Source organism: Streptomyces sp. V3I7 (assembly GCF_030817495.1).
Lineage (GTDB): Bacteria > Actinomycetota > Actinomycetes > Streptomycetales > Streptomycetaceae > Streptomyces.
Window position 1 is genome coordinate 5,677,489 of record NZ_JAUSZK010000001.1, and the last position, 22,581, is coordinate 5,700,069.

The 22,581-nt window shown below is 67.9% G+C and carries 17 protein-coding genes; 8 read left to right on the forward strand and 9 right to left on the reverse strand.

Features of this window, described 5'->3' with window-relative positions:
• Window positions 1-35: 35 nt before the first annotated feature.
• The 4 genes from QFZ74_RS26285 to QFZ74_RS26300 form a co-directional block, all read right to left on the reverse strand.
• Window positions 36-1,139 (reverse strand): serine/threonine-protein kinase, encoded by a 1,104-nt coding sequence (locus QFZ74_RS26285; protein ID WP_307623306.1) that lies wholly within the window; start codon window positions 1,137-1,139, stop codon window positions 36-38.
• 59 nt (window positions 1,140-1,198) lie between these two features.
• The gene (locus QFZ74_RS26290) at window positions 1,199-2,923 is read right to left on the reverse strand and encodes an N-6 DNA methylase (protein ID WP_307623307.1); all 1,725 of its coding nucleotides are present in this window, start codon (window positions 2,921-2,923) and stop codon (window positions 1,199-1,201) included.
• Between the two features lie 148 nt (window positions 2,924-3,071).
• Complete coding sequence (locus QFZ74_RS26295) at window positions 3,072-3,290, reverse strand: DUF397 domain-containing protein (RefSeq protein ID WP_307623308.1); 219 nt, start codon at window positions 3,288-3,290, stop codon at window positions 3,072-3,074.
• The gene (locus QFZ74_RS26300) at window positions 3,287-4,099 is read right to left on the reverse strand and encodes a helix-turn-helix transcriptional regulator (RefSeq protein ID WP_307623309.1); all 813 of its coding nucleotides are present in this window, start codon (window positions 4,097-4,099) and stop codon (window positions 3,287-3,289) included. The genes QFZ74_RS26295 and QFZ74_RS26300 overlap by 4 nt, the downstream gene beginning before the upstream one ends.
• Before the next feature lie 248 nt (window positions 4,100-4,347).
• Between QFZ74_RS26300 and QFZ74_RS26305 the strand changes: the two genes are divergently transcribed.
• Complete coding sequence (locus tag QFZ74_RS26305; protein WP_307623310.1) at window positions 4,348-4,824, forward strand: ATP-binding protein; 477 nt, start codon at window positions 4,348-4,350, stop codon at window positions 4,822-4,824.
• 9 nt (window positions 4,825-4,833) lie between these two features.
• On the opposite strand, the gene QFZ74_RS26310 is transcribed toward QFZ74_RS26305, so the two are convergent.
• The 4 genes from QFZ74_RS26310 to QFZ74_RS26325 form a co-directional block, all read right to left on the reverse strand.
• Entirely contained in the window at window positions 4,834-7,335 is a 2,502-nt protein-coding gene (locus QFZ74_RS26310; RefSeq protein ID WP_307623312.1) for an Hsp70 family protein, read from the reverse strand.
• Between the two features lie 73 nt (window positions 7,336-7,408).
• Window positions 7,409-8,044, reverse strand: coding sequence for a nucleotide exchange factor GrpE (grpE, locus tag QFZ74_RS26315; protein WP_307623313.1), 636 nt, complete (start codon window positions 8,042-8,044; stop codon window positions 7,409-7,411).
• Window positions 8,045-8,114: 70 nt separating this feature from the next.
• Window positions 8,115-8,423 carry a hypothetical protein gene (locus QFZ74_RS26320; RefSeq protein ID WP_307623314.1) on the reverse strand — a complete coding sequence of 103 codons (309 nt, stop codon included), beginning with the start codon at window positions 8,421-8,423 and terminating at the stop codon, window positions 8,115-8,117.
• 26 nt (window positions 8,424-8,449) lie between these two features.
• Window positions 8,450-10,417: a lipopolysaccharide assembly protein LapB gene (locus QFZ74_RS26325; protein WP_307623315.1), complete on the reverse strand. Its 1,968-nt coding sequence runs from the start codon at window positions 10,415-10,417 to the stop codon at window positions 8,450-8,452.
• An 865-nt stretch (window positions 10,418-11,282) separates the two neighbouring features.
• Between QFZ74_RS26325 and QFZ74_RS26330 the strand changes: the two genes are divergently transcribed.
• Window positions 11,283-12,173: a DUF429 domain-containing protein gene (locus tag QFZ74_RS26330; RefSeq protein ID WP_307623316.1), complete on the forward strand. Its 891-nt coding sequence runs from the start codon at window positions 11,283-11,285 to the stop codon at window positions 12,171-12,173.
• Between the two features lie 16 nt (window positions 12,174-12,189).
• Here the strand turns inward: QFZ74_RS26330 and QFZ74_RS26335 are convergent, their stop codons facing one another.
• Window positions 12,190-12,522 (reverse strand): hypothetical protein, encoded by a 333-nt coding sequence (locus QFZ74_RS26335; protein ID WP_307623317.1) that lies wholly within the window; start codon window positions 12,520-12,522, stop codon window positions 12,190-12,192.
• Here QFZ74_RS26335 and QFZ74_RS26340 point away from each other — a divergent pair.
• From QFZ74_RS26340 to QFZ74_RS26365, 6 genes are all read left to right on the forward strand, one after another.
• The gene (locus QFZ74_RS26340) at window positions 12,487-13,725 is read left to right on the forward strand and encodes a LeoA/HP0731 family dynamin-like GTPase (protein WP_307623318.1); all 1,239 of its coding nucleotides are present in this window, start codon (window positions 12,487-12,489) and stop codon (window positions 13,723-13,725) included. The genes QFZ74_RS26335 and QFZ74_RS26340 overlap by 36 nt on opposite strands.
• An 815-nt stretch (window positions 13,726-14,540) precedes the next feature.
• On the forward strand, window positions 14,541-15,416 hold the full coding sequence (locus QFZ74_RS26345; protein WP_307623319.1) for a hypothetical protein: 876 nt from the start codon (window positions 14,541-14,543) through the stop codon (window positions 15,414-15,416).
• Window positions 15,413-16,636, forward strand: coding sequence for a hypothetical protein (locus tag QFZ74_RS26350; protein ID WP_307623320.1), 1,224 nt, complete (start codon window positions 15,413-15,415; stop codon window positions 16,634-16,636). The genes QFZ74_RS26345 and QFZ74_RS26350 overlap by 4 nt, the downstream gene beginning before the upstream one ends.
• Window positions 16,633-18,408: an Hsp70 family protein gene (locus QFZ74_RS26355; RefSeq protein WP_307623321.1), complete on the forward strand. Its 1,776-nt coding sequence runs from the start codon at window positions 16,633-16,635 to the stop codon at window positions 18,406-18,408. The genes QFZ74_RS26350 and QFZ74_RS26355 overlap by 4 nt, the downstream gene beginning before the upstream one ends.
• Window position 18,409: 1 nt before the next feature.
• Complete coding sequence (locus QFZ74_RS26360) at window positions 18,410-19,747, forward strand: hypothetical protein (protein WP_307623322.1); 1,338 nt, start codon at window positions 18,410-18,412, stop codon at window positions 19,745-19,747.
• Window positions 19,748-20,333: 586 nt separating this feature from the next.
• Entirely contained in the window at window positions 20,334-21,743 is a 1,410-nt protein-coding gene (locus QFZ74_RS26365; protein WP_307623323.1) for a hypothetical protein, read from the forward strand.
• Window positions 21,744-22,581: the final 838 nt, after the last annotated feature.

The following is a 22,581-nucleotide window of genomic DNA, read 5'->3' on the forward strand; positions in this document are numbered from 1 at the left end:
GGCGCTGTGGGTTGGCGGGTGCGGTGGGGGAGGGCTCAGCCGCCGTAGTCGCTGCGGCGATCCTCGATACGGCTGCGCCATCGCGCGGCCCAGCGGTCCGGCGTGACGTCCGGGCGGGGCTCGGGATCGAGCGGGGCCGCAGGGCGGGGGAACGGCACGGCCTCGGGCACCGGCTCAGGACCGATCTCCGGGGCACTGTCCGGCTCGGCATCCAGCGCCGCATCCGCGTCAAGTACTGGGTCCGGCGTCTCGACCGGTGTGGCCTGCCGCTCCAGCACCTCCGCGAGAAACGCCTCCGGCAGTGGCGGGTACGCCTGCGCCTCTGTCGGCACGCCGAAGTCGAGCAGGCGTCCCATTGCCTCCTCCAGCACGCTCTGCGCTGTCGGCCGGTCCTCCGCGTCGAAGGCCAGGGTGTGGGTGACCAGGTCGAGCAGCGCGGGCGGGAGGCCGGTCAGGTCGGGCTGGATGTCCAGCGTCCGCTGCGCCGGCATCTGTGCGTAGAAGGGGACATGGCCGGTCGCCGCGTGCGCCAGGGTGGCGCCGAGGCTGTAGACGTCCGCCGCCTCGCTGGCCCTGCGGGAGTCCGCGGCCTGTTCCGGAGCCATGTAGGAGAGGGTGCCGAGCGCCGCGTTCGCCGTGGTCAGGCCGGTGCCGCCGCTGACGTGGGAGATGCCGAAGTCTATGACCCGGACGCCGTCCGCCGCGACCAGGACATTGCCCGGCTTGAGATCCCGGTGCAGTAAACGCACCGAGTGCACATGCATCAGGGCGTCGGCGAGACCCGCCGCCAGCCACCACGCGCCCAGTTCGCTGACCGGGCCGTGCTGCTCCAGCAGCTCCAGCAGCGAGGGAGCGTTGATGTACTGGGTCGCGATCCACGGAGTCGCCGCTCGCGGGTCGGCGTCCACCAGGGCTGCGGTGTGGAAGCCGCCGACGCGGCGGATCGCCTCCAGCTCCAGGGCGAAGCGCTTGCGGAAGTACTCGTCCTCCGCGAGCTGAGGCCTGACGACCTTCACGGCGACCGGGCGGGTCGAACGGTAGCCGAGGTACACGACACCCATCGCGCCCTGGCCCAGTCGGCCGACCAGTCGGAAGTCTCCGACCGTCGTCGGATCGCCCGCTCTGAGCGGCTGCAGCACCTTTGCCCCCGTGATGTCCTGACCTGACTGGACGAGAGCGAGATTATCAGCGGGCCGGATCACTTCTCCTGCGCCTCCTGGGACTCGCTCATCCCGGAAGACGTACTGGCGGCGGGCGGCAGCAGGGCGCCCTTGGTCAGCCCGTCGTACGCGAGCGCGCTCGCCCGGCCGCCGATGGCGGCGGCCTCGCGCAGCAGTTCTTCGAAGGCTGCCAGACGCCGGAAGGCCTCGCCGTACTCCCGCTGGCGCCCGACCTCCATCTGCGGAAGCTGCGCACTTCCGGCGTTCAGACGGAAGGTGCCGCTGGCGGTGGTGCTGCGGCGGGCGTTGGCGGCGCTGCGCAGGAAACCGCGCAGGTAGTCGGTGTCGAGCTGGTCGGTACGGGAGGTCGGCACGGTGCCGTCGAGGTCGACCAGCCCGCCCCGGACGAGATCACCGAGTCCCATGGGCGCGGCCTCGATGCGACCGGGACCGGCGGGGAGTACGGGGAGCAGGTCGAGCAGGTCCTGGGCAAGGCTCTGGATGCGGTCGCGCAGGGCGGCGTACTCGACGGGGTAGTCGCCGTGGTGGGGGGTGACGTAGCGGCTGGGACTCAGGTCGACGTCATCGTCCAGGATGTCGATGGGTGGAACGTCCGCGATCTGCTCCGGCGTCGGTGCGCAGTCCTTCATGCCGAGGCCGATGCCGTCCGAGTCGGCGGTGCTGAGGTCGATCATGCGGATGTGTGTCGGGGCGGGGTCGCCCTGGGCCGGTCGCCGCAGGATCCACAGGTGCACGGGCTGCGAGTGGCTGGACATCAGACCGGGCGGCAGTACCACCACGGAGGCCAGCAGTCCTCGGCGGACCAGTTCGGCCCGGATCCGGCGACCGGCCTTGCGGTAGGCGACGGACGAGGGCAGCACCAGCAGCGCCCGGCCGCCGGGGGCGGTGTGGGCGTAGCAGTGCTGGACCCAGGCGAGTTCGCTCTCCGATCGCGGGGGTACGCCCAGCTCCCAGCGGGGGTCGAGCAGCAGGTCGTCCCGCCCCCAGTCGGCCACGCCCACCGGGGGATCGCAGACGACCAGATCGGCGCGGAGGTCGGGGAAGGCGTCCTTGCGCAGCGAGTCTCCACAGGCCACGGTGGCCGTCCTGCCGTCGAGACGGGCACGGAACTCGGCAATGGCGGCGGTCGCCGGATTGAGTTCCTGGCCGTACCGGTCGGCACCCGGGACGGCGGTGAGTAGCAGCGTACCGATGCCGCACGCCGGGTCGTAGACCGTGCCGATGGTGCGGTCCGATGCTCCGGCTGCATCGTTGGCCGGCCCCGCGAACGCCGCGACGATCCGCTCCAGGGCGAGGGTGGTCATCGGCTCACCGCCGCTGCGGGTGGTGGAGGCGATACAGCGCTCGACAAGGTCGGCGTAGAGGGCGTGTGCGTCACGCTCTGCGGACAAGGCGGTGAGGGCAGCCGCGGCGGGTTCGGCCAGCGGTTGCTCGACGGCGGTTCCGAGCAACTGCGCGCCGACCGCGCCGAGTGCGGTGAGCAGGTCGTCGCCGTACTGAGCGCGCAGTTCGTGCCCCAGGTCGACCTCAGTGGAGGTTTCCCGGCCCTTGCCTTGTCGGTCCAGCCACTGCTGGACTTCCGTGAGCGCGAAGAGGGGGCTGGTTGCGGTGCCGGCGGCGGGGCGCGGGAAGTCGGGGTGACGTCGGCGCCAGTTGGATACGGCGGCACGGGTCACCCCGGCGAGGCGGGCGATCTCGGCAGCCGTGACGACCGCCGCGGGAGCGGATTCGTCGGCGGCCATGACGGGACCGTACACACCTCAGAGGACATAGACAAGATGCCTGCGTTAACACCGCTAACAGTGTGGTGACATTCCTGCCCATTTCGGAATCTAGGGAGCGAGGAACCTCACCTCAAGGGGACAAACGGTCAGCCGACGAGTGAGAAGGTCAACCCTCGCTGTCGTGGCCCGCGGCGAAGCCGATGAAGGCCGCCCATGCGGTGCGGTCCATGGTGAGTGCGGGGCCGGTGACCGCCTTCGAGTCCCGGACGTGGACGGTCCCTCGCGAAGTCGCTACCTCCACGCAGTCGCCGCCCTCCGCACCGCTGTAACTGCTCTTGAACCACCGCAGATCCTGAGCGACGGCAGTGATCCTTCGGGTGTTCATAGCTCCCCCAGCGACTTCTCGATGTAGGCCAGCGACTCACACGGGGTGAGGGCCTGCGCACGGATAATCCCATAGCGTGCGGCGAGTGCGCGGACCTCTTCGCGATCGGTCACCAGTGTGCTACGTCCCTGCGCCTCCGTGTAACCGATCTGTTCCCCTCCCTTGCGGGTGAACAGCGTGAACCCACCGTCCACACCGGCGTTGTCCTCCCGGTCGAGCGGCATCACCTGCACCTCGACGTTCCGTTTCTGGCCGATGAGGAGGATCTGCTCCAACTGCCCCCGCAGCACCGAGGTTCCGCCGAGCCGCCGTAGCAGTACGGACTCCTCCATGACGAAACTGAACAGGGGCGCGGGCCACTTGTTGAAGACCTCCTGGCGGGCCAGACGTGCCGCGACCCGCTGCTCGATCGTCTCCTCGTTCAGGAGCGGCCGGCGCATGCTCAACAGCGCCCGCGTGTACTCCTCGGTCTGCAACAGGCCCTTCACCACATGGGTGTCGTACGTCTGAAGCTCGACGGCCTCGGCCTCCAGCCGTGCCGCGTCCCGGAAGAACGCCGGATAACGCGCCCGCGCCACCTCGTTCTTCATCGCCCGCAGGACGCCGCCCGCGTTCAGCACCTCGTCCGCCCTGTCGATCAGCTCCGGCTTGGGGATGCGTCGGCCGAGCTCGACCGACGTGATCTGGTCCTCCCCGTAACCGAGCCTGGAGCCCAACTCGGCCCGGGTCAGCCCGGCCCCCGCCCGAAGCAGCTTCAACTGCTGCCCGAAGCACCGCAGGAAGCCCGCCCCGTCGTCCTGCTCCGCCATGCCCGCCACCTCCGGCAACCTGTCCGCCCACGGCTCTGGTACGTGGCTGTACACGGTGCGACCGTGCACGCAGCGCGAAGAAGCACGCTACGTGCGGTGGCGAAACAGCCGAGCCTGAACGTCGACAAGTTCCCCCGTACGAGGACTTGCCCCCTGCCTGTACGTCCGTCGCGACGATCTGTACAGACCAGCCCCGTACAGGCGTCGTGGCTGGTCAGAGCCGTGTGGCCTCCGGCAGGCTCGCCGCCATGGAATCCTCGGACACCGCCATCGCGCCGACGCCCCAACCGCCGGCTGCCCTCCACGAGTTCGCTATGTGTTTCACCTCCACACCGCGCGGTGCCCGCCTCGCCCGCCGTCTCGTCTCGCATCGGCTGGACCAGTGGGGATACGCCTACGACTCCGCAGCGAACGAGACCCTCACCCTCATCGCGGCCGAATTCACCGCCAACGCCGTACGGCACGGTCACGTGCCCGGCCGGGACTTCCACCTCCGGCTGACGGCAACCTCCGACACCCTCCGCGTGGAGGTGACGGACACCCGCACCGAGCGGGTGCCGCCCCGGTCCGTTCCCGAAGCGCCCGGCGACGCGGAGTCCGGCCGGGGACTGCTGCTCGTGGCCCGGCTGGCGACCGTCTGGGGCACCGACCCGCGCCCCGCCGCACCCGGCAAGACCGTGTGGGCGGAGCTGGCTCCACGACGGAGTGGAACGGCGATGCGCTGAGCCGACGGGTCAACGGGCCGGCTTCTCAGGACGCACGGTCCTGCGCTCCGGCGCCCGGAACTCCGCCTGCTCCCGGCGCATGTCCGCGTAGAGGTCGGTGATCCGGGACTTGGCCGCGTCCACCCGGGCGAGGTTTCCTTGCCGCGCCGCCTCGGTCAGCATGTCGCCGGTCTGCTGGATGCGTTGCTGCAACGCGGCGTTGACCCCGTTGTGCGAGGCGAACGCCAGAGCGCTCATCACCTTGTACAGGTCCTCGCCGAGGCGGCGCCGGATGCTCAGCACCTCCTCGGCGATCTTGTGTCCGCGGTCGAAGTCCGCCGCCTCGCGCATCGACTTCAGGGCGCTGCGGTGGCGCAGCATCGCCTCAAGATCGTCGTCCGGCATCAGCTCGGCCACGTGATGCGGATAGCGGTAGGCGAGAGCCGTGGCCCAGCGCACGCTCTGCTGACGTTCCAGCAGGACATCCGCGTCTTCCAGGAGCGTGTCCAGGGAACGCCCGGGAGCCTCGCCCCTGACCACCTGCTCCAGTGCGGTCGCCGTCTCTGCCAGGACCGCGGATTCCGCCGGGGTGAGCTCATGACGCCAGTCGGCGAGGAACGTCTGGAACCGCCCGTGTGTCTCCCGCGCCCGCCTGCGGAACTCCGGGGGTAGCGGGTTGCGTCGGAAGACGGCCGGGGTGAACGATGCTCCGTCGAGCCGGGTCTCCAGCCGGATCGAGCGGTCCCCGTCCAGGTGCACGGCGATAGTGAGGGCTTTGGTGCCCGTGCTTCCCTCGGGCAGTTCGTACATGGAGACGCCGCAGAGGTCGTTGCGCTCCGCGGGCTGGAGGTCTCCCTCGTGCAGGGCGATCTCCAGCATGTCCCCGGGATTGGCGGTGAGCTGGAAATCGTGCCGGATCGGCTGCTCTGTCGGGTAGCGGGTGCCTGCCTCGACCAGAATCACCAGACTGCCGTCGCTGGTACGGACGCCGATGGGACGAGGAGTCACATCGGACGGGGCCGCGACGGGCAACTCCGCGTTGCAGAGTGAGCAAGAGGCGAGGCCCGGCTGATTCACGAATGCGCAGCTCGGGCACTTCAGACCGCCGCTGTCGCGCAGTTCCGCCCCGCACAGGTCGCACGCCATCGCGTCTGGATCGTTCTCCTCTCCGCACTCACCGCAGACGGACGGGGTGGGCGGTGCGGGCCGCTGGGCCGAGAGTGCGGAGAGGTCCGACGCGCAGACGGGGCACGAGCCGGTGTTCTCGGGCGCAGGGACGTGGCAGGCCGGGCACTCGACCGTCGGAGTGCCGACGAGCGGGGTGGCGCAGTCGGAGCAGGTGTCGGCGTCCAGCGGGCAGGTCGCGCGGCAGTCGGGGCAGTCGAGGGTGTCGACGAGTGCCGACTGGACGGCCGCACCGAGCGCGACGCATGTCATCGGGTCCACGTCCTTGCGCAGCTTCTCGCGGCCGAAGAGCTCCGCCAGTCGTTCCGCCACCAGGGGGATGGCGCTCGAGCCACCGACCAGGAGGACCTGGTCGATGTCCTCCGGCAGCAGGGACGCCTCCGTCACGGTCCGCCGGGTCAGGTCGACGGTCTCCTCGATCCGCTCGGCGATCAGGTTCTCGAAGTGCTTCCGGTCGACGGTCTCCGAGAGGACGGCGCCCGACTCGCCGAGCGGAGACACGATCACCTCGGTCGAGGACGCCGCCGACAGGCGGATCTTGGCGTGCTCCGCGGCCTTCCGGATCTTCGAGGCGTCACCCGGCAGGGGGTCGTGGCCGGGGCTGCGCTCGTCGAGGAGTTCCTGCAGGTGATCGGCCAGGCTGCCGTCGAAGTCCGTGCCGCCGAGCAGGTTGTCCCCGCCCACGCCGAGCACATCGACGAACCCGGGCATCAGCGTCAGGATCGAGACGTCGAAGGTGCCACCGCCGAGGTCGTAGACGAGGACGGTTGCCTGGTCGGCATCATGAGCGCGTCCGAGGCCGTGCGCGAGCGCGGCCGACGTGGGTTCCATGAGCACCCGTACCACGTGGAACCCGGCCAGTCTGCCCGCCTCACGGATGGCCGCGATCTGCCGTTCGCCGAAGTACGCGGGCGCGGTGATCACGGCGCGGGTGAACGTCGTACCGAGGCGTTCCTCCGCGTCCCGCTTGAGCCGCCTGAGGATGATCGCGGAGATCTGGACCGGGGTGTAGTCGTGGTCTCCGAGTCTGACCAGGATTCCGCCGTCCGGCCCCTCGGTGATCTCCGGACCGCCCTGCCCCATACGGAGGACGGCCTGCCGCACCTTCGGGTCTTTGAACTGGCGGCCCATGAGGCGCTTGACCGTGGTGATCACCCGCGAGGCGTCCCGCTCCAGCCAGTTCAGTGCCTCCCGTCCGACTAGGAGAGTTCCGTCCCCGGAGAGGCCCACGACCGACGGAGTCCCGCTCTCCTCCGGTGCGGTCGCGATGACCTCCGGTTCGCCGTCCTTGATCCAGGCCATGACCGAATTGGTGGTGCCGAGGTCGATTCCGAGTGTCCTGTGCACTTCAGGCTTCCTGTTCTTGGAGTGGGCGGGCTGTGCGGTACCGGGCAGTGGAAGGGATTCCGCAGCTGGAGGGTCAGGAACGGCGGCGAGTACGGCGCTTGTGCCGCGGCAGTCGCCGAGGCTGCCGTCGTGCCGCCGTCGACCGGCCGGGCTGCTCCGGCTCCCTCACCGGTTCCTGAGACGGTTCCGGGTCAGGGCCGATGTCACTGTCGGAGCCGGGGACGGCGACCACGACCTCGGCTGTCCGCAGCACCTGCTGCCCCAGGTAGAAGCCCGGTACGCGTTCCTCCAGCACCAGGTCGGCGGGGTGTCTGGATGTGGGTCGGGCACCCACGACCCGTGCGATCCCAGGTTCGGCGCGCTGGTGCACGAGGTCCATCGGCCTGACATCGGCGGTCAGCAACTGGCGGCGCAGCAGCCTGTGCGCGGCGGACACCTGTTCCGTCAGGCTCACCAGCGGCGCGGCGGCGTGATGCGGCAGAGTGGAGTGCCGGCGTGCCGACCAGCGCAGGGACTCCGCGAGCGCGTCGTCGACGTCGAGCAGGCCGGTGAGCAGGCGGCGGAGCGACGTCTCCCACTCGGCGTCCTTCCGCGCCAGTTCGTCCTCGTACTGGGTGCGTCGCCGCTCCAACGCCTCGCACCGTCTGCGCAGTTGCGCTATCAGACGTTCTGAGTCGGAGTCGGGCTGTGCGGAGGACGGTGCGGTCAACGCAGGCTCCCGGGACGTTTGAAGGGGCGTGAGGCGTACAGAGGCGGATCACCGAGCAGTCGTGGGGCCGTCAGCCGGACGGCGGGGCGAAGCTCGCCGGGTCGGGCATCAGGGGGGCGACTCGGGACATGTGCCGACGGGCCTCGGCGAGCAGCGCACTGCTCGCATCGGGCGGCAGTGCGCCGGGCAGCGGTGTCAACAGCTCCGCCACCCGACGTTCTCCGGGGCGGGAGAGGGCGTTGCGCGCCCGGGAGAGGCGGTCGCGCAGTTCACGATCGCGCCGGGCGGCCTTCGAACACCGTTGGTAGGCGGCCAGGACGTCGGCCCTGGACGCACCGACCTCCAGACCCAGCACCTCGTACGGCGAATCACCGAACATGGACATGGTCACCCCGTGTCTTCCCCTCACCACAGCTGATCGGCATCGCCCGGCCCGAAAAGAGCCAGCGGATGCGTCGGGTCGTACTTGCGAACCGCCCGTACGTCGGAGTGGGCGGCGGCGGTGTCGCCCTCGGAGAGTCGTCGACGGGCGCGTCCGGCGTAGGCCTCGGCGAGGGCCCTGTCGAGTCCGCTGCGGTCCTCGGCGTCTCGTGGGCACCGGCGGACGAGCCGTATGGCCTCGTCGTAGTCCTCGTTCCGGCACAACAGTCCGATGAGGTGGGCCAGGAGCGCGGCCTGTTCGTCGGCGATACCCGGGAGGACTTCGTAGGTGCGGGCGACGGCGATCACGTCGACCGCGTTCCGCAGCTCGTCCTCGTCGGACACGTCGACCGGAAACGCTCGTTCGCAGAGCCCGGTCGCGACGGCCTCCTTCGGCCCCCGCCCCGGAGCCCAGTCGTCGGAGCCCGGCTCCAGGAGGCCGCGGGCCTCCCTCATCAGACCCATGGCCTCGGCGCGGGCGCCGGTCAGGGCCACATCGAGGGAGCGCTCGTACAGAGCCGTTGCCAAGGCCTTGCGGACGGGCCGGAGGGTGGCGTCGCGGTCAAGGATCCTGCGCAGTTCCGTGATGGCACGCGTGAGCACGGACATGGGCTGCTTCTGGAGGAGGTCTTCGGCCCACCGGGTGTCGGATTCGTTCAGCGCTGCGACGACGGTTTCGTTCGAGGAATCCAGCTCGTACGCCTGAGCGAAGCGGGCACGTGCCCTGTCCTGGTCCCCCTGATGCTGGGCCTGCCGACCCAGGTGCACGCACCCGACAGCCAGGTTCCGCTTCAGTTCCTCGTCTTCCGGTGCCAGGTCGAGGGCGCGCTGGAGAAGGCCGGCATACGCCTGCCAGTCCGGCCTGACACGGTTCTGCACCAGAGCGAGTCCGGCCTGCCGGCCTGCCCGGCCGATCTCCTCCTCATGGAGGGTGAGCGAGGCGCCGGCGCCCGCCGCGTCCTCGAAGTCCCGTACCGCTTCGGACCAGCGCTTGGCCTTCAGATGGTCGCGTGCCCGGGCGACCAGTGCCGCGCCGAGGATGCGCTGCGGGCCGTGCTGAGGCCCGGCGTCCCCCCGGGCCCGGCGTTCCGTCGCCGTCCCGGCCTGGAGTGCCGCGATGACCTGGTCGAACCTGCCGGTCTCCAGGAGCATCGTGTAACGCCCCTCGGGTGACATCAAATCGCGGAGCCGATCGCCGCTCGCCTCACCCGAACGGCCCGCGTCCGACACCCAGCCGTCGACCTCCTCGGCCAGGGCCTCCCACGGGGCTCCGGCCGACCGCAGGAGGTCGAGGAAACCGGGGCCGAAAGTGAGGTCGCTGCCGGCCTGAACGGGCCATCCGCAGTCCGTCGTGACCAGGACCCCGGCCAGGCAACGGGCAGCGGCGAGCTCGACGTCCCAGGCCAGCTCCAGGCTGTCCACCACCGGCCGTTCCGCAGCCCTGTCGTCGTCCCGCAGGACCTGGCGGATACGCTCGGCGACCTGGTCCGAGGCGTCCTTCCGCTCGTCGGGCGTCCATGGGTGCCCGGAGCGCCGCGCCAGTTCCTCCCAGTAAGAGGGGGAGTGCAGAACCATCGCCCAGCAGGCCACGGCCTGCCGTGCGGACGCCAGACGCCTCCGCCTGTCCGTTTCGGTGCCGTCCGCGAAGACCCGGAGAGCCTCGACGGCCAGGGCGTGCACGACCACGGTGTCGACCGGTCTCGCCAGCCAGTCCTCGTACCGGACTTGCCACGCCTCGGCGTGCCGACCCGCACGGCTCAGCCCACGGGCTCTCCAGGGGCGCAGCCACTTGTACAGCGCCGGGAACGACGAGGACGCCGTGTCAGACACCGGGGCACTCACCCGTTCCAGGTCCACGTCGGCGAGCGTCACGGACGCACGGAACAGCGCAAGCGCCTTGCGCCGCTCCGGAGCGAACGACTCGAGCACGTCGGTCTGTTCACCGAAGCCCACGGTATGTTCCGGGGCGAGACACGCCAGCAGTGCCTGCGCTGTCACCGAGTTCGCAGCGCCGACCCATGGAGCGAGTGCCTCTGCGGCAGCCTTGACACGGTCGGCCAGAATCGCCGCATGCACCAGGTTGTGCACTGCCACATCGAGGCACGGGCCGCAGCGGGAGACCTCGTCCATGCTTTCGGCGCCGTGCGCCGCGCAGAACGAGCGGGAGCACTGGCCACACCGGTTGTCGGCAGATGAGGTGCAGTCATCGTTGTGGCAGGGCTCGGTCAGCTCGGGCGAACGGGCACCGACGGCTCCTGAAGGAACCAGTGACCGGATGTACCAGTCACAGCACTCCGTCCAGTTGCCGGCGCGAGCCGCGAGTGCCCCGCGCAAGGCAGCGTGGCGGGCGTCGATCACCGCGTGGCCGGTGTCGGCATCGCGTTCCAACAGCCGCAGATGGCTGACGGCAAGCGCGAAGTTTCCGTGGGCGTAGGCGGCAACGGCCCGCTCGAACGCAGCGGATGGCCTCTCGGCCGTTCCCCCGTTTACCCCGCCCTCGTTCGGCGCGGAGTGTGACACCACCGTTCCCCTCCGGTTTTGCCGTCGGCACGGACGCCGTCGCCCAAGGCCCCCTGTTGACTCTGCATATGCCTGTGCAGCATAGAGTCTCAGGTGGCGTCCTCGAACAACTGCCGTATCAACTCCGTCTGGAAAAGGCCCACTTCGGCCCGGACTTCCGTGAGTCCGCAGGCGGCCCGCCCGAGGCGACGTCGGGCACCGGTGAGGGATCTCCTCGGTCACCACACCATGGGGGCGCTGGCTGAGGAGTACCGCGCCTCACCGGTGGCCGGTTCCGGTTCTCTGGTACTACGAATGCATGCGGATCGAACGATTCATAGGCATCGACCTCGCCTGGGCGCAGAGCGGAGCCCGCACCAAGCCCAATGAAACAGGCGTGGCTGCCATCGACGCGCACGGCGTGGTGATCGAATGCGGCTGGACCCGTGGCCTCGAGGAGACGATGTCATGGCTGGCCAGGACAGCCGTCGACGGATCGACCCTGGCGTTCGTCGACGCACCGCTGGTCGTCGACAACCCGGCCGGTCAGCGGTTGTGCGAGAGGGAGGTCGGCCAGCGGTACGGCCGTTGGAAGGTGAGCGCGAACAGTACCAACCAGAGTTCTCCCCGACAGGCCGGAGTGCTGCTGCGGGAACGGCTGGACGAGTCGGGCTGGTCCTACGACGACGGCAGGGGCGGGCCGCAGACCGGCGGCTGGGTCTTCCCCGAGTGCTATCCGTACACGACCCTGGTCGGAGCCGCCGAGCTTGGGTACGACCAGAAACGCCCCACGTACAAGCGCCGCCCGGCACGAGTTCCGACGGCACAGTGGCGAGCGGTACGGGCGGCGGAGTGCGACAGGCTGATCGGGCACATGGCGGGCCTGGCCACCGCCGATCCGCCCCTGCTGCTCTCCTCCCACCCGGTCTCCCGTCAACTGCTCTCCGAGCCCTCACCTCAGAAGGCGGCTGACTACAAGCACCGGGAGGACCTCATCGACGCGCTGCTCTGTGCGTGGACGGCCGCACTGTGGTACCGGCACGGACTGGCGCGTTGCCAAGTGCTCGGAGCGGACGGCTCCCTGCCTCCGGGACAGGCTCCCACCATCATCGCGCCTGCCCGCCTTGAGCAGCGGCGTGACGGTGAGACGAGGTCGACCCAGGGGAAGCAGCCGCTCGACGGTCCGTCGCCGGTGGCGTCACGGCACTGATCGCTTTCTTTCCCCGTCACGTGTCGAGTGTGAACAGGCGACTGACCAACTCCGGGTAGGTGAGGCCTGCTTCGGCGAGAATCTTCGTGAGAGCTTCCGGCGGGCCTTTCTGCAGCGGGGTCGGAGAACCGACGCGGCCGGGTACCGCGGAAAGGTCGCCGCCGCTGAACCGCGATTCCGGTGTGGCAGGGAGTCGTACCTGGTAGGTGCGCCAGACGAGTGCCGGGGGATTGAGCAGGACCAGGTAGGGGTCGCCCCACGCCATGAAGGCCCAGCGGTTCTTGCTGCGGGCTCGTACAAGCACGCCGTCGGCGTGGTGCCGCCCGAGTCGTTCGGCGGCCTTGGCCACGCTCTCGGCAGCTTCGCCGACCAGGTGCCATGGGTCGAGTGCGACGCCAAAACCTACCTGGAAGCGCTAGAGGTGGACCCGTCGCGGGCCGCCCGCCGCATCGCGGCGTCCCGGATGGACAAGGTCACGGACGCGATCAACCGGATCGCGCGGGCCCGCGGCGACTTGGCCAGCTTCCGTGTGGCGCTCCAGCGGGTCGCCCTCGTCGCGGGCGAGGCACTCGCCGCGCTCACAGACGACCCCGACGAGGAAGCAGTCTTGACTGTCCTCGCACGCCAGCGCAGTGCGCTCACAACGCGCCGCGGGCTCTTGGACTCGGCCCTCGAACGGCAGGCAACCGAGTTCCGCACAGCGTGTATCCGGGCAGCCGAGCACCTCGCCGACACGGTGGAGTCGATCCAGGAGTCGCCGAACCGCGACTGGTCTAGGGTCGACGCCGCCTCCGTGACTCTGAACGACGAGCTGAGCTCGGCGAACCAGAGGTTCCTGGACGGGGTACGCGCCGTCCTGGCCTCTCAACTTGCCGACTTGACCTCCGAGGTACGGGAAATCGAGGCGTCGCCGTACGCCCGCCAGTTGCTCGCCCTTGATGTCCAAGGGGACATCGAGACGCAGAACATCCCGGTAGACCCAGGCCTGGCACGCCAGCCAGGTCGGAAGCAACCCCGCGTCCCAGCCTGGGGTCCGAAGTCGATCGAGCATCTGAAGGCCTTCCAGAAAGTCTGGGGCGCAGGCGACGGCATCAAAAAGTCGGCAGGCAGCGCGGGGCACAAGATCGTCTACAAGGCTGGAAAGCTCGTCGACATCAAGTTCAAGCCGTACCAGGCCGTGCGCTGGGCGAACAACATCGGAAAGGTTGCCAAAATCGGCGGCGCTGTACTCCCTGTTGCCCTTGAAGCCTATGCGGTCGTCAAAGAGGAGCGTCAGGAGGTGCATGCTGCAAGGGAAAAGATGCGCCGCCGGAACGCCCTGGTCGGCCGCGTCCTTGCGCAGTGCGATGACATCTCGAGCAAGACGCTTATCCAGGTGCGTCTTGAACTCGACGACGAGTTCGGCAAGGCGCTCCGCGCGATCGACGAGGTGAACCGGTCAGTTCGCGACGCTAGGGCTTTCCGTACCGACCTGGACCGCAAAATCAGCGCGATCCAGATCGAAGCCCAGTCAATGCTCGATCAACTCGGAGCGCCCGCGCTGAAGGCGTGAGAGTCGAAACGGGGTCTGATCACTGTTCCCGAACGGACGGCCGAGATCCTCGGCCGGTGCATAATCCGGACATTGCGCCAGTCAGCTGGCTCGGACCCGAATCCTCAGGTGCTGCCTGCTGCTCTGTCTCGGTGTCGGCTGCGGGCTCGCCGTTGAGGATCTTGTGTACGTTCAGGGGCGGGACATCCTCGCGGGCCCCACCGGCCGGGCACTGGTCAAGGTGCACGGGCGCCGTCCGCGCACTGTCGTATGCCGGTACGCCTACGAGGAACTGCTGCTGGCGGAAGCCGCCCACATCCCGGCAGACGCGTACGCCTTCCGGCCGGACTGGCAGGACCGCACCAGCAAGCACATCGCATCGGACTGGCTGGCCAGGTACCCGCGGATCATCGGCCGTTGTGACGGTGCAGGGGCCTCGCACCGGCATCTACACCCACACCAACGCGACATGACAGCCCATCACAGGTCGGTCTCACTCAACCGGCGACCTCGCAAAGTTCGTGCGCTCGGACTAGCCTTCCGAAGGCGTAGGGGACGCGGATCAGCAAGTGACAGGGGGGTACGTGGGGTTCTGGCACACCGGCTACATGGAGTTCCATGAGCCGACCGGACTCGAATCGGCCGGACCGCCAGCCCCGCCAAAGCCCCCTCGGTTTCCCTGCGCTGAGTGTGGGCTCGTCTTCTCGTCCGAGCGCGCCCGCCGAGCACACCGCTTCGACGGTCATGCGACCAAGCGGCCGATCCTCCTCTTCAGGGGACGAGAGTGCGGGCGCACGCGCTTGATGGTCACGAGCTCCAGCAGCTCCGCCGATTGGGTGACATCGGATGTCGAATCCATCACCGTCAACGGCCGCGAAACCTCCACATCTGAAGCCGCCGACTTCCTCGCGTCGGTGAAGGTCGGCGTCCAGACAGTGGCCGTCTCCAATGGCCCGCTGGAGCGGACGTTTGAGTTCGATTTCTGCCTTGCCGAGGAAGAGGACCTCTGCCTCGTCGACCAGGCCTTGGAGAAGCTCATCTCCAGCCGCGAGTTGAGTCTCAACGCAATCGACACCTTCATCATGCGTGCCGGCCGAGGGGTGACGGCCCGCCGTTACCGCGAAGGTGTGGCGGCATACCTGTACGGCGTACTCGCGCGTGAAGCGGTCGAGGACCCCAGCCGGGTAGATGCGTCGGGCGCGACGATCTACGAGCAGCGGTACAACAGTGCGGTCTCTCTGCTGTCGACCTTCGACCGCCCCGCAGCGGAGGCGATCTGCGGGTTGGTCGCGTTGCACTACAACCAGTTCGAACTTGCGGTGCGCAAGACCAACAGCCACCGTGTCTCCGATGTCGCGGCGCGGTTCCGATCCCTCCTCGCAGGCGGCGCATTCGTCACGACAAGCCTGGCCGACCGGTCACACGGAAGCTTCGATCGGGCCTTGAGCGACTCCGTTACCGAGGACCTCCTGGACCTCGGTGCGACGGCTTTGGACGGGACACAGTCATCCATGGTCACCCAGCTACTGCCCTCGCTGGGCGAGCTCCGGCCCCAGGACCAATTCAAGGTCCGACTCATCGCGGCTGAGGCGCTGCTCGCTGTGGGAGACATCGATGGTGCATCACGACACGGCGAGGCGCTCAGGCACTCCAAGGAGACGGGCGCCTGGTACGCAGGATTTCGGACCCGATTGCAAGAGGTAGGACGTTGAGCAACGAGACCATTCCAGAGCCCGGCGCGGAGTCGGGGCCGAGCGACCCCGCATCGGCTACCGCTACCGGCGATGGCACCGGCTCGGCCGCGCCTACTGACAATGCGTCAGCGGCACCCGCTGCGGAGAAGGGGACACAGCGGGCCAAGTCCAAGACGAAACCGAAGCCGATCATTACCTCGATCGAGGAGTTGCTGACGTTCGCCTACGAGTCGAACGCTCGACTGCTTGAGATCTCGAGGGAGGACCTCAAGAAGCTGGCGATTACCGATGAGGGCATCGCGTCACAGAGTGCGCAGATCGAGTCTCTCGCGCCGACAGACCCAACGTTGTCGGCCCCGTTCAAGCTGCTTCAGTACGCGGCGCGCCAAGGGGTCCCGCTCAAGCGCGCCGAGGACGGTGGCCTCGCACCGGCGTTGAACCGGCTCGTTGACCTCGCGGTAGTCGCACTGGGCCACAGCCCGGTGTTCGGCGGCAGGGTGGACCAGTTGGTCGATCCCCGCAAGGATCCGCAGCTCTCGATCGAACACGTGCGTGCCGCGGCTCAGCGGGTCGCCGACGAACTTGGAGCGGCCCCGAAGCAGTTCAAAGCCGCAGACAGTGAGCGCCTCGTCAGGCATGCGATCGCGTGCTACGGACTCCTCCGCGCACTCCAACGTGAGTGGACCCTGGATCAGTTCATCGATGCGTCGTACGACTCCCTCTGGAGGTACGAGGCCCCAGAGGCAGCAGGGCTGGAGCGAGCCGCCAGCCAGGTCGGGGCAAGCAGCGATCACAAGGTGCTCGGGATCGTCGGCGCGAACTACCTCGCCCGGATCGTCCGCTTGGAACGGCAGGTCACACATCTCGAGAGTGAGGCTGCCGCTGCTCGGAATCGCGAGACTCGGCTCCGCAATGAGCTTTCGACCGTCGAGGAGCGTGAGCAATCTGCGCTGGCTCGCGCCGACGCGTTCTCTGCCGACGTGGTGCGACTGCAGAAGGAGCTCGCGGCCGAGCGCGATAACAGAGTGGTCGACAAGAGCCATATGGCGGACGACTACGAAACGCTGCGAACGCGCATCATCCGGCGTCTCGGGGGTGAGATCGATCTGCTTACCGATGGTCTGCACGCACTCCGGAACGGTGCGCCCGACGTCGCGGAGGAGTTCCTCGACCGTTCTCTGCTTGCCCTCACGCGTGAGGTCGAGCAGCTGAAGGACGCGGCTGGAGGCTTCGCGTGATCGTCGGGTTCGACTTCGGAACGACCAACAGCCTTGTTTCGGTGGTAGTTGGTGACCGCGTGATCGACGTGATGGACGTCGAGACTGGCCGGCCACATCCCTCGATCGTCCGGTATGAGGGCGAGCAGGTAGTCGTCGGCCGCGATGCCAAGGACGCGTTGGGTGCCGCGGGCATTGGGGTGCACGGCAACACGGTGAAATCACCGAAGTTCCTCCTCGGCGAGGAGGCGATCGCAGTCGGAGGCGTCGACCGGAGCCCTGTGGACATCGTTGCGGACGTCGTGCGGCACGTCCGGTCGGAGTCCCTGCGCAGTCCGCAGCGGAAGGTGCTCGGCAGCCTCGACAACGCTGTGGTCACGATCCCCGTGACCATGAATGGGCACCGCCGCGCGGCGCTGCGAGAGGCGTTCGCCGGGGCCGGGATGCGTATAGCCCAGTTCGTCCACGAGCCGCTCGCCGCCCTGTACGGGTTCATCCGGGGAGCAACCGACCCAGAAGAGATGGCACGACGGCTTGCACGACGAAACGTCCTGGTTGTCGACTGGGGCGGCGGAACGCTGGACCTGACTCTCTGCCGAGTCGACGAAGACCAGGTGCGACAACTTCGTAACGGTGGCTCGACCCAGGTCGGCGGCGACGAGTTCGACAAGGTAATTCGCGACGAGGTCGTGAAGCGCGCTCGGGCTCGCGGAAGTGCCACTGACGACGACCTTGCGATCCCTGAGGCCGAGCTCCGGCTCCTCCAGGACGCGGAGCGCAACAAGATCGAGCTCTCGGCTGACCGTGTTGACGTGACGTTCTACCGGCCAAGTTACTTCCAGTCAGGTGCCACGTTGCAGTACCGGCTCACTCGTCAGGAGCTGGAGGAGATCACGCGGCCGCTCGTGACGGCAGGTATTGATGAGATCGAGTCGCTGCTCGGCAGCTTGTCGATGGCGCCCGGGCAGGTCTCGCTGGTCGTAGTGGTCGGTGGCATGGCGGCCATGCCCGCGATTCGGAGCCGGCTGCACGAGCTGTTCGGTCCGGACCGAGTTGAGGTGCCGACGAACAGTGCCACGTTGATCTCACAAGGAGCTGCGTGGATCGCGCATGACAGGCAGAGGCTCCGACTGGCAAAGCCCATCGAACTCGAGCTCGCCCGTGGGTCGTTGATGCCACTCCTCGCTGCGGGCACTGAAATGCCTCTCGGTGGAGACGTCAAGCACGAAACCCTCCACCTGTACTGCGCGGATCCGACGGATGGGAAGGCGAAATTTCCGATCGCCACTCCGACCGCGTTGTCATCACACCCGCAGGCGAGCGAGCGGCGAACGTCGCTGGGAATGATCACACTCGGCGTCGACGAGACCGCGCCGCCACTGCACGAGCGCCTCGAGCTGAAGGTCGTTCTCGACGACGACTTGGTGTTGTCGGTCGAGGCGTCATCAAGCCAGAAGCACGATCGAGTCACGGCGTCGTACTACGACCTGGAGTTCGGTCTTGGCCTCCCGGCTTCCGCTATGCCCGGAGGTGCAGCCGCGCACCCAAAAGCACCTGAGGAGTCCGTGGTCGTGCCACAGGCGGGACTGGTCGTCCGTGCGAATGTGGCGAGGGACAAGGACCAGGCGACCGTTCCCGGCGACGTGCTGTATCGGCACAATTCAAGGGCCTTCACCCGGCACGTGCGCGACGGTGCGACAGAGGCCCAGTTGCGGGAACACCTGTACTACAAGCCGTGCGCCGCCTGCAAGCGTCAGTGGGGGCACCCGGAGTGTCGATGCGGAACGGCGTGACATGGCGAGCGCCAAGGCACTCGTGCGAGTGCTTGATCACGGAACGGAAGTCGAGTCTGGAGTCCGCCGTCCGATTCGTCTGACTCCCGATGGATACGCGGGCGTCGCGTATGCGGGCTCCGTCTACCCACTCCGGCAGGGTGATCTCATCGACTTGGACGGAACGAGCTGGGAACTCGCGGACTGCGATCGTTTCCTGTTTATCGGAGCAGAGGTTCCGTACGCTCCCATTACCGGTAAACCGCTGGAGAAGACCAGCGGTTTCGACGTCGAGTGGCACCTCGAATCCAACCAGTACGGGCATACCGTCGTCTTCAACGCGTCGGAGCACGTCGCCAGCAGCTTGGTGTCAGCGCTTGAGGACGCGGGTCTCAGCATCCAGCGCTGGGACGTCAGCCATCGTCCAGCAGATGACGGCAACTTCTACGACTGGTTCGTGCGCCTTCGGTTCAAGGGCAGCCAGGCCGAAGCACTAGCGCTCGTCGGGGATGTCATCGCACTGCCGTCGTCTCTCGCGCCGACGGTGCCAGGCACAAATCCGACCACAGCTCGCCTTGCTGATGCCGAGGCTCGGATCGAGGAGCTGCTCAACCAACTGTACGTCGCGACACGCAAGGGCGAGGCGGCTGAACGTGAGGTCGCGCAGCTCCGTCACGATCTTGCGAACGCGGAAGCGAGCGAGCATCGATACCGAGAATCCGTTGCCCTCGCAGAACGCCGTCATTCAGAGCTGCAAGAGCAACTCGCCGTGCTTCGACAAGGCCTGGGAGGCATGGCTGACACGGCGGAACTGGTGAAGAACCTCGCTGACGCCGAGGAACTTCGAGAACTAGCTCTTGCCGAGAACTCCTTGCTGCTGGAGCGTGTGCGAGCGGCCGACTCGGAAGCGGCAGAAAGCGGAGCACGCGCTGACAACTTGGCGGTGCAGGTAGACGCACTTCTTGGGAGAGTGTCGGAACTTGAGGGCCTAGAGACGGAACGACTTCGGGCCGCGACCGCGCAACGGCCTCGGCGCGGGGGCGTCATTGACTTCCTGCCTCGGGCGTTCAGCCGCCTTGAGTTCGTTCTCGATGCAGTCGATGTGATCGCCAACCTCGACTCGCCAGCGTCCACGATGAAAGCACTTGCTGAAATCGACTCTGGGCGCCCTGTCGGGAAGAACCTTTCGGGAATGCGTGGCTGGTTTGAGGTGACGGAATTGGCGACGGGCATCGCGGGAAGCGAGCGACTTGGCCGCATCTACTACAAGCCGGACGGTCAAAGAGTGCTTGTCAGTGTGCACATCGAACAGGACGAAAAACACCAGAGACATCACATCGAGAGGCTGCGAGCCTTCTGACCCCGGTTACCGGCGCCTGAGGCATGCCTCGATGTCAATTCGAGGCGCAGTTCCTTGGCGTCGGACCTGGCGGTCCAGGGCCCCAGATCGGTGACAATAGGCGGCGCACTCCGGAGTAGGACCAGTGCCGTCCCGATGGTGCCGCACCAACTCGGCCAGACCTCAAGTGCTCTGGGAACTCGCAGCCGCCCTGGTGTGGAGAACACGGGGGGAGTCCGTTGATGCGCTGTCTGTCGGCGCTGCCCCAGGGGGTTGGTACCGGGCGCCTGCGCCAGCGCCCCCCGGCGTTGCCGAAAGTCCAGTCGTGGACGCCTTGAGGATGGATCGGGCGTGTCCTGGCACCTTGCATAATCCAGTTGACCGTACTGGCCTCTCGTCCGAAATCAGCACCTACCCTGAAGCAGGATCAGGTAATTTCTGCCGATGCAACGCTCCGGCAGCCAACAAGAGGTGGCAAGTGACAGCGGATGTCCGTGGGCCGGCATGGGCACTCGAGGGATTGGGCGTCCGGTCCGGGCGCTATCCCCTGGCGGTGGAGGGCCCGGTGATGCGGGCGGTGGACCGGTTGGTTCCTGGAGTGTCCACCGTGACCCGCTACATCCGTTACCACTCGCTGTATGCCGCGATCGCGGCGCACGCGGAACGGAACGCTTGGGACATCACCGGGTGCCGCCGGGCGGTCCGCCGCAGCGAGGTCCTGCTGGCGGCGCTCCAGCACCACACGGAGACAGATCCGGCGTGGCTTGCCCACGGGGTCGATCGGGTGCGGCGTTTCTGCACAGAGGAACTGGAACTCGCGCGAGCCGCCGACGAGGAGCAGCTGAGCCAGTCGTACTCACCCCGCCGCTGGGGCTTTTGGGACCAGTACGGCGGACCCGCCACGGTGCTCGGCACCGTGGACGTCCGGGAGGGAGTGCTCAGACCCGGCCGGCACCCGTGCCCTCCTGCGGTCAAGGAACTCTTCGCACCTCTGCTGTCTCTCGCGGCGCTTGACGTCGTGTCCTTCGCCGACCTGGAGACAGTGGGGCAGGCGGCTCTTGGGGTCCCGTGTCCGGCCGAGCGGGAATGGCTGACGGACGTGCTGACCGCAACTCGCGGTGGAGGAACCCTTGCGCAGGGGGACTGGGAGGCGTCCGACCGCACTCGGCGTGCGACCCTCCGTATCCTCGGTCGGGCGATCGATCTCCACGGTCATGAGGGCGACGGGTATCAGGAGACGCTGCGCTCCGCCGTGGCCTTCGGTGGCGAGGCGACAACGGATCCCGTTCTGGCGGCGATTCCCGAGACGGCCGGTTGGCGGGGAGTGCTGCTGCGTCATTACTCCGTCGGCGCCTGGCGTCGGCTGTGGGCGGCACTGGTGGCCGGTGTCGGCTCCAAGGACGGCGAGGCCGACCGGTCGGCCGAGGAACTGCGCGACTGGCTGGCACAACAGGCCCCGGATGCGAATGTGCGGCGGGTCCTGGACGACCTGCCTCCGCTCAAGAACGCGGCGGGTCAGTTGTTGCCTGTCGAACGGCAACTCCTGAGGCAGGGTGCCGATGCCCCGATGACCAATGTGCTGCTCCTGATGGTGGGTGCCCTGCGCTCCCGAGAGGGTCATCTACCGGACGACGTACAGGCCGTCTTCCTGGGCCGTCAGCGGCGCTGGGCCGAGTTCCTCGACCCGACGTGGGTCGACGGCCTCATCGGCGACTACGCCGGCCGGCCGGTCCGCGACCTGGCCGCCCGGCTGGTGGACGACATGCTCGCCCAGTCCCGCAGAGTCGCCCTCGCGAAGCTGCGCACCGACCCCGCGACCGGCGGGCTGAAGATCTTCTCCCGTCTGCACCTTCGCAACGAGCGTTATTTCAAGACCGGTGACGAAGGAGACTCCGACATCGGCACCCGCATCCCCCAACTGGGCTCCCTGGCGGCGCAGCTGGGGCTCTTCGCCGTCCGCGACAACTGCCACACCCTCACCGCGGAGGGACGGCGCATCCTGGAGACGAACCCATGAGCGCGGCACAGCACACCCGGTTCGCATCTCCCGTCACGCTGCTGAGAGAGTGGAGCGAACGCAGTGATCAGCAGGCGCTGCACGAAGCGCTCTTCCTCGGTTTCACAGTTGATCTTCCCTTCCGGGAGAAGGTCGCCATACCCGTCGCCCGTGGCCTTGGTGCCCGCACTGCGGTGATCGGTGATGCGGCCCAAGGGCTGTACGACCCGGTCGATGTGCGCATGGCCGGCCGCAGTTATCTGCACGGTCTGGCCTCCTGCCGGCGTGCGTTCCACCCCAAGGTCGTCCTTCTGATCGGGGAACACGCCTGCCGGCTCGCCGTGGGTTCGGGGAACCCGACACTGTCCGGCTGGGGTGCCAACGACGAGTTGTGGACGGTGGTGGAGACCGAGGACGACGACTCCCACGCGCTCCTGGCCGACCTCGCCGACTGGTTGGACGCACTGCCCTCCGCCGTGGAACTGGCCCCTTGGTCGGCAAGTCATCTGACGGAACTGGCTGCCCTTCTGACCGAACGGCATGTCAACGCCCCGGCCAGACCGGAATCAGGTGCCCAGCTTCTGCACAACCTCCAGGAGAGTCTGCTGGACCAACTACCGCTCGGTCCTGTCGACGAACTGCACGCGTACGCCCCGTTCGTCGACGAGGCCGGTCATGCCCTCAGTGGGCTGGTCGGCCGTCTGACACCCCGCCGCACCATCCTCGGGCTCCAGCCTCGCTGGTCCAGCTACGACGCCGGAGCGATCAAGAGGGCACTCGGCGGCTTCGACGCGCAGATCCGTTTCCTCGAGGAGACTCGGATGCGGCACGGCAAATTCGTCGAATGGCAGGTCGACGG

Excerpts from the sequence above, each read along its gene's own strand:
- QFZ74_RS26290 (WP_307623307.1), bottom strand. The coding sequence starts at position 2,923 with ATGGCCGCCGACGAATCCGCTCCCGCGGCGGTCGTCACGGCTGCCGAG.
- QFZ74_RS26295 (WP_307623308.1), bottom strand. The coding sequence starts at position 3,290 with ATGAACACCCGAAGGATCACTGCCGTCGCTCAGGATCTGCGGTGGTTC.
- QFZ74_RS26300 (WP_307623309.1), bottom strand. The coding sequence starts at position 4,099 with ATGGCGGAGCAGGACGACGGGGCGGGCTTCCTGCGGTGCTTCGGGCAG.
- QFZ74_RS26305 (WP_307623310.1), top strand. The coding sequence starts at position 4,348 with ATGGAATCCTCGGACACCGCCATCGCGCCGACGCCCCAACCGCCGGCT.
- QFZ74_RS26320 (WP_307623314.1), bottom strand. The coding sequence starts at position 8,423 with ATGTTCGGTGATTCGCCGTACGAGGTGCTGGGTCTGGAGGTCGGTGCG.
- QFZ74_RS26330 (WP_307623316.1), top strand. The coding sequence starts at position 11,283 with ATGCGGATCGAACGATTCATAGGCATCGACCTCGCCTGGGCGCAGAGC.
- QFZ74_RS26360 (WP_307623322.1), top strand. The coding sequence starts at position 18,410 with ATGGCGAGCGCCAAGGCACTCGTGCGAGTGCTTGATCACGGAACGGAA.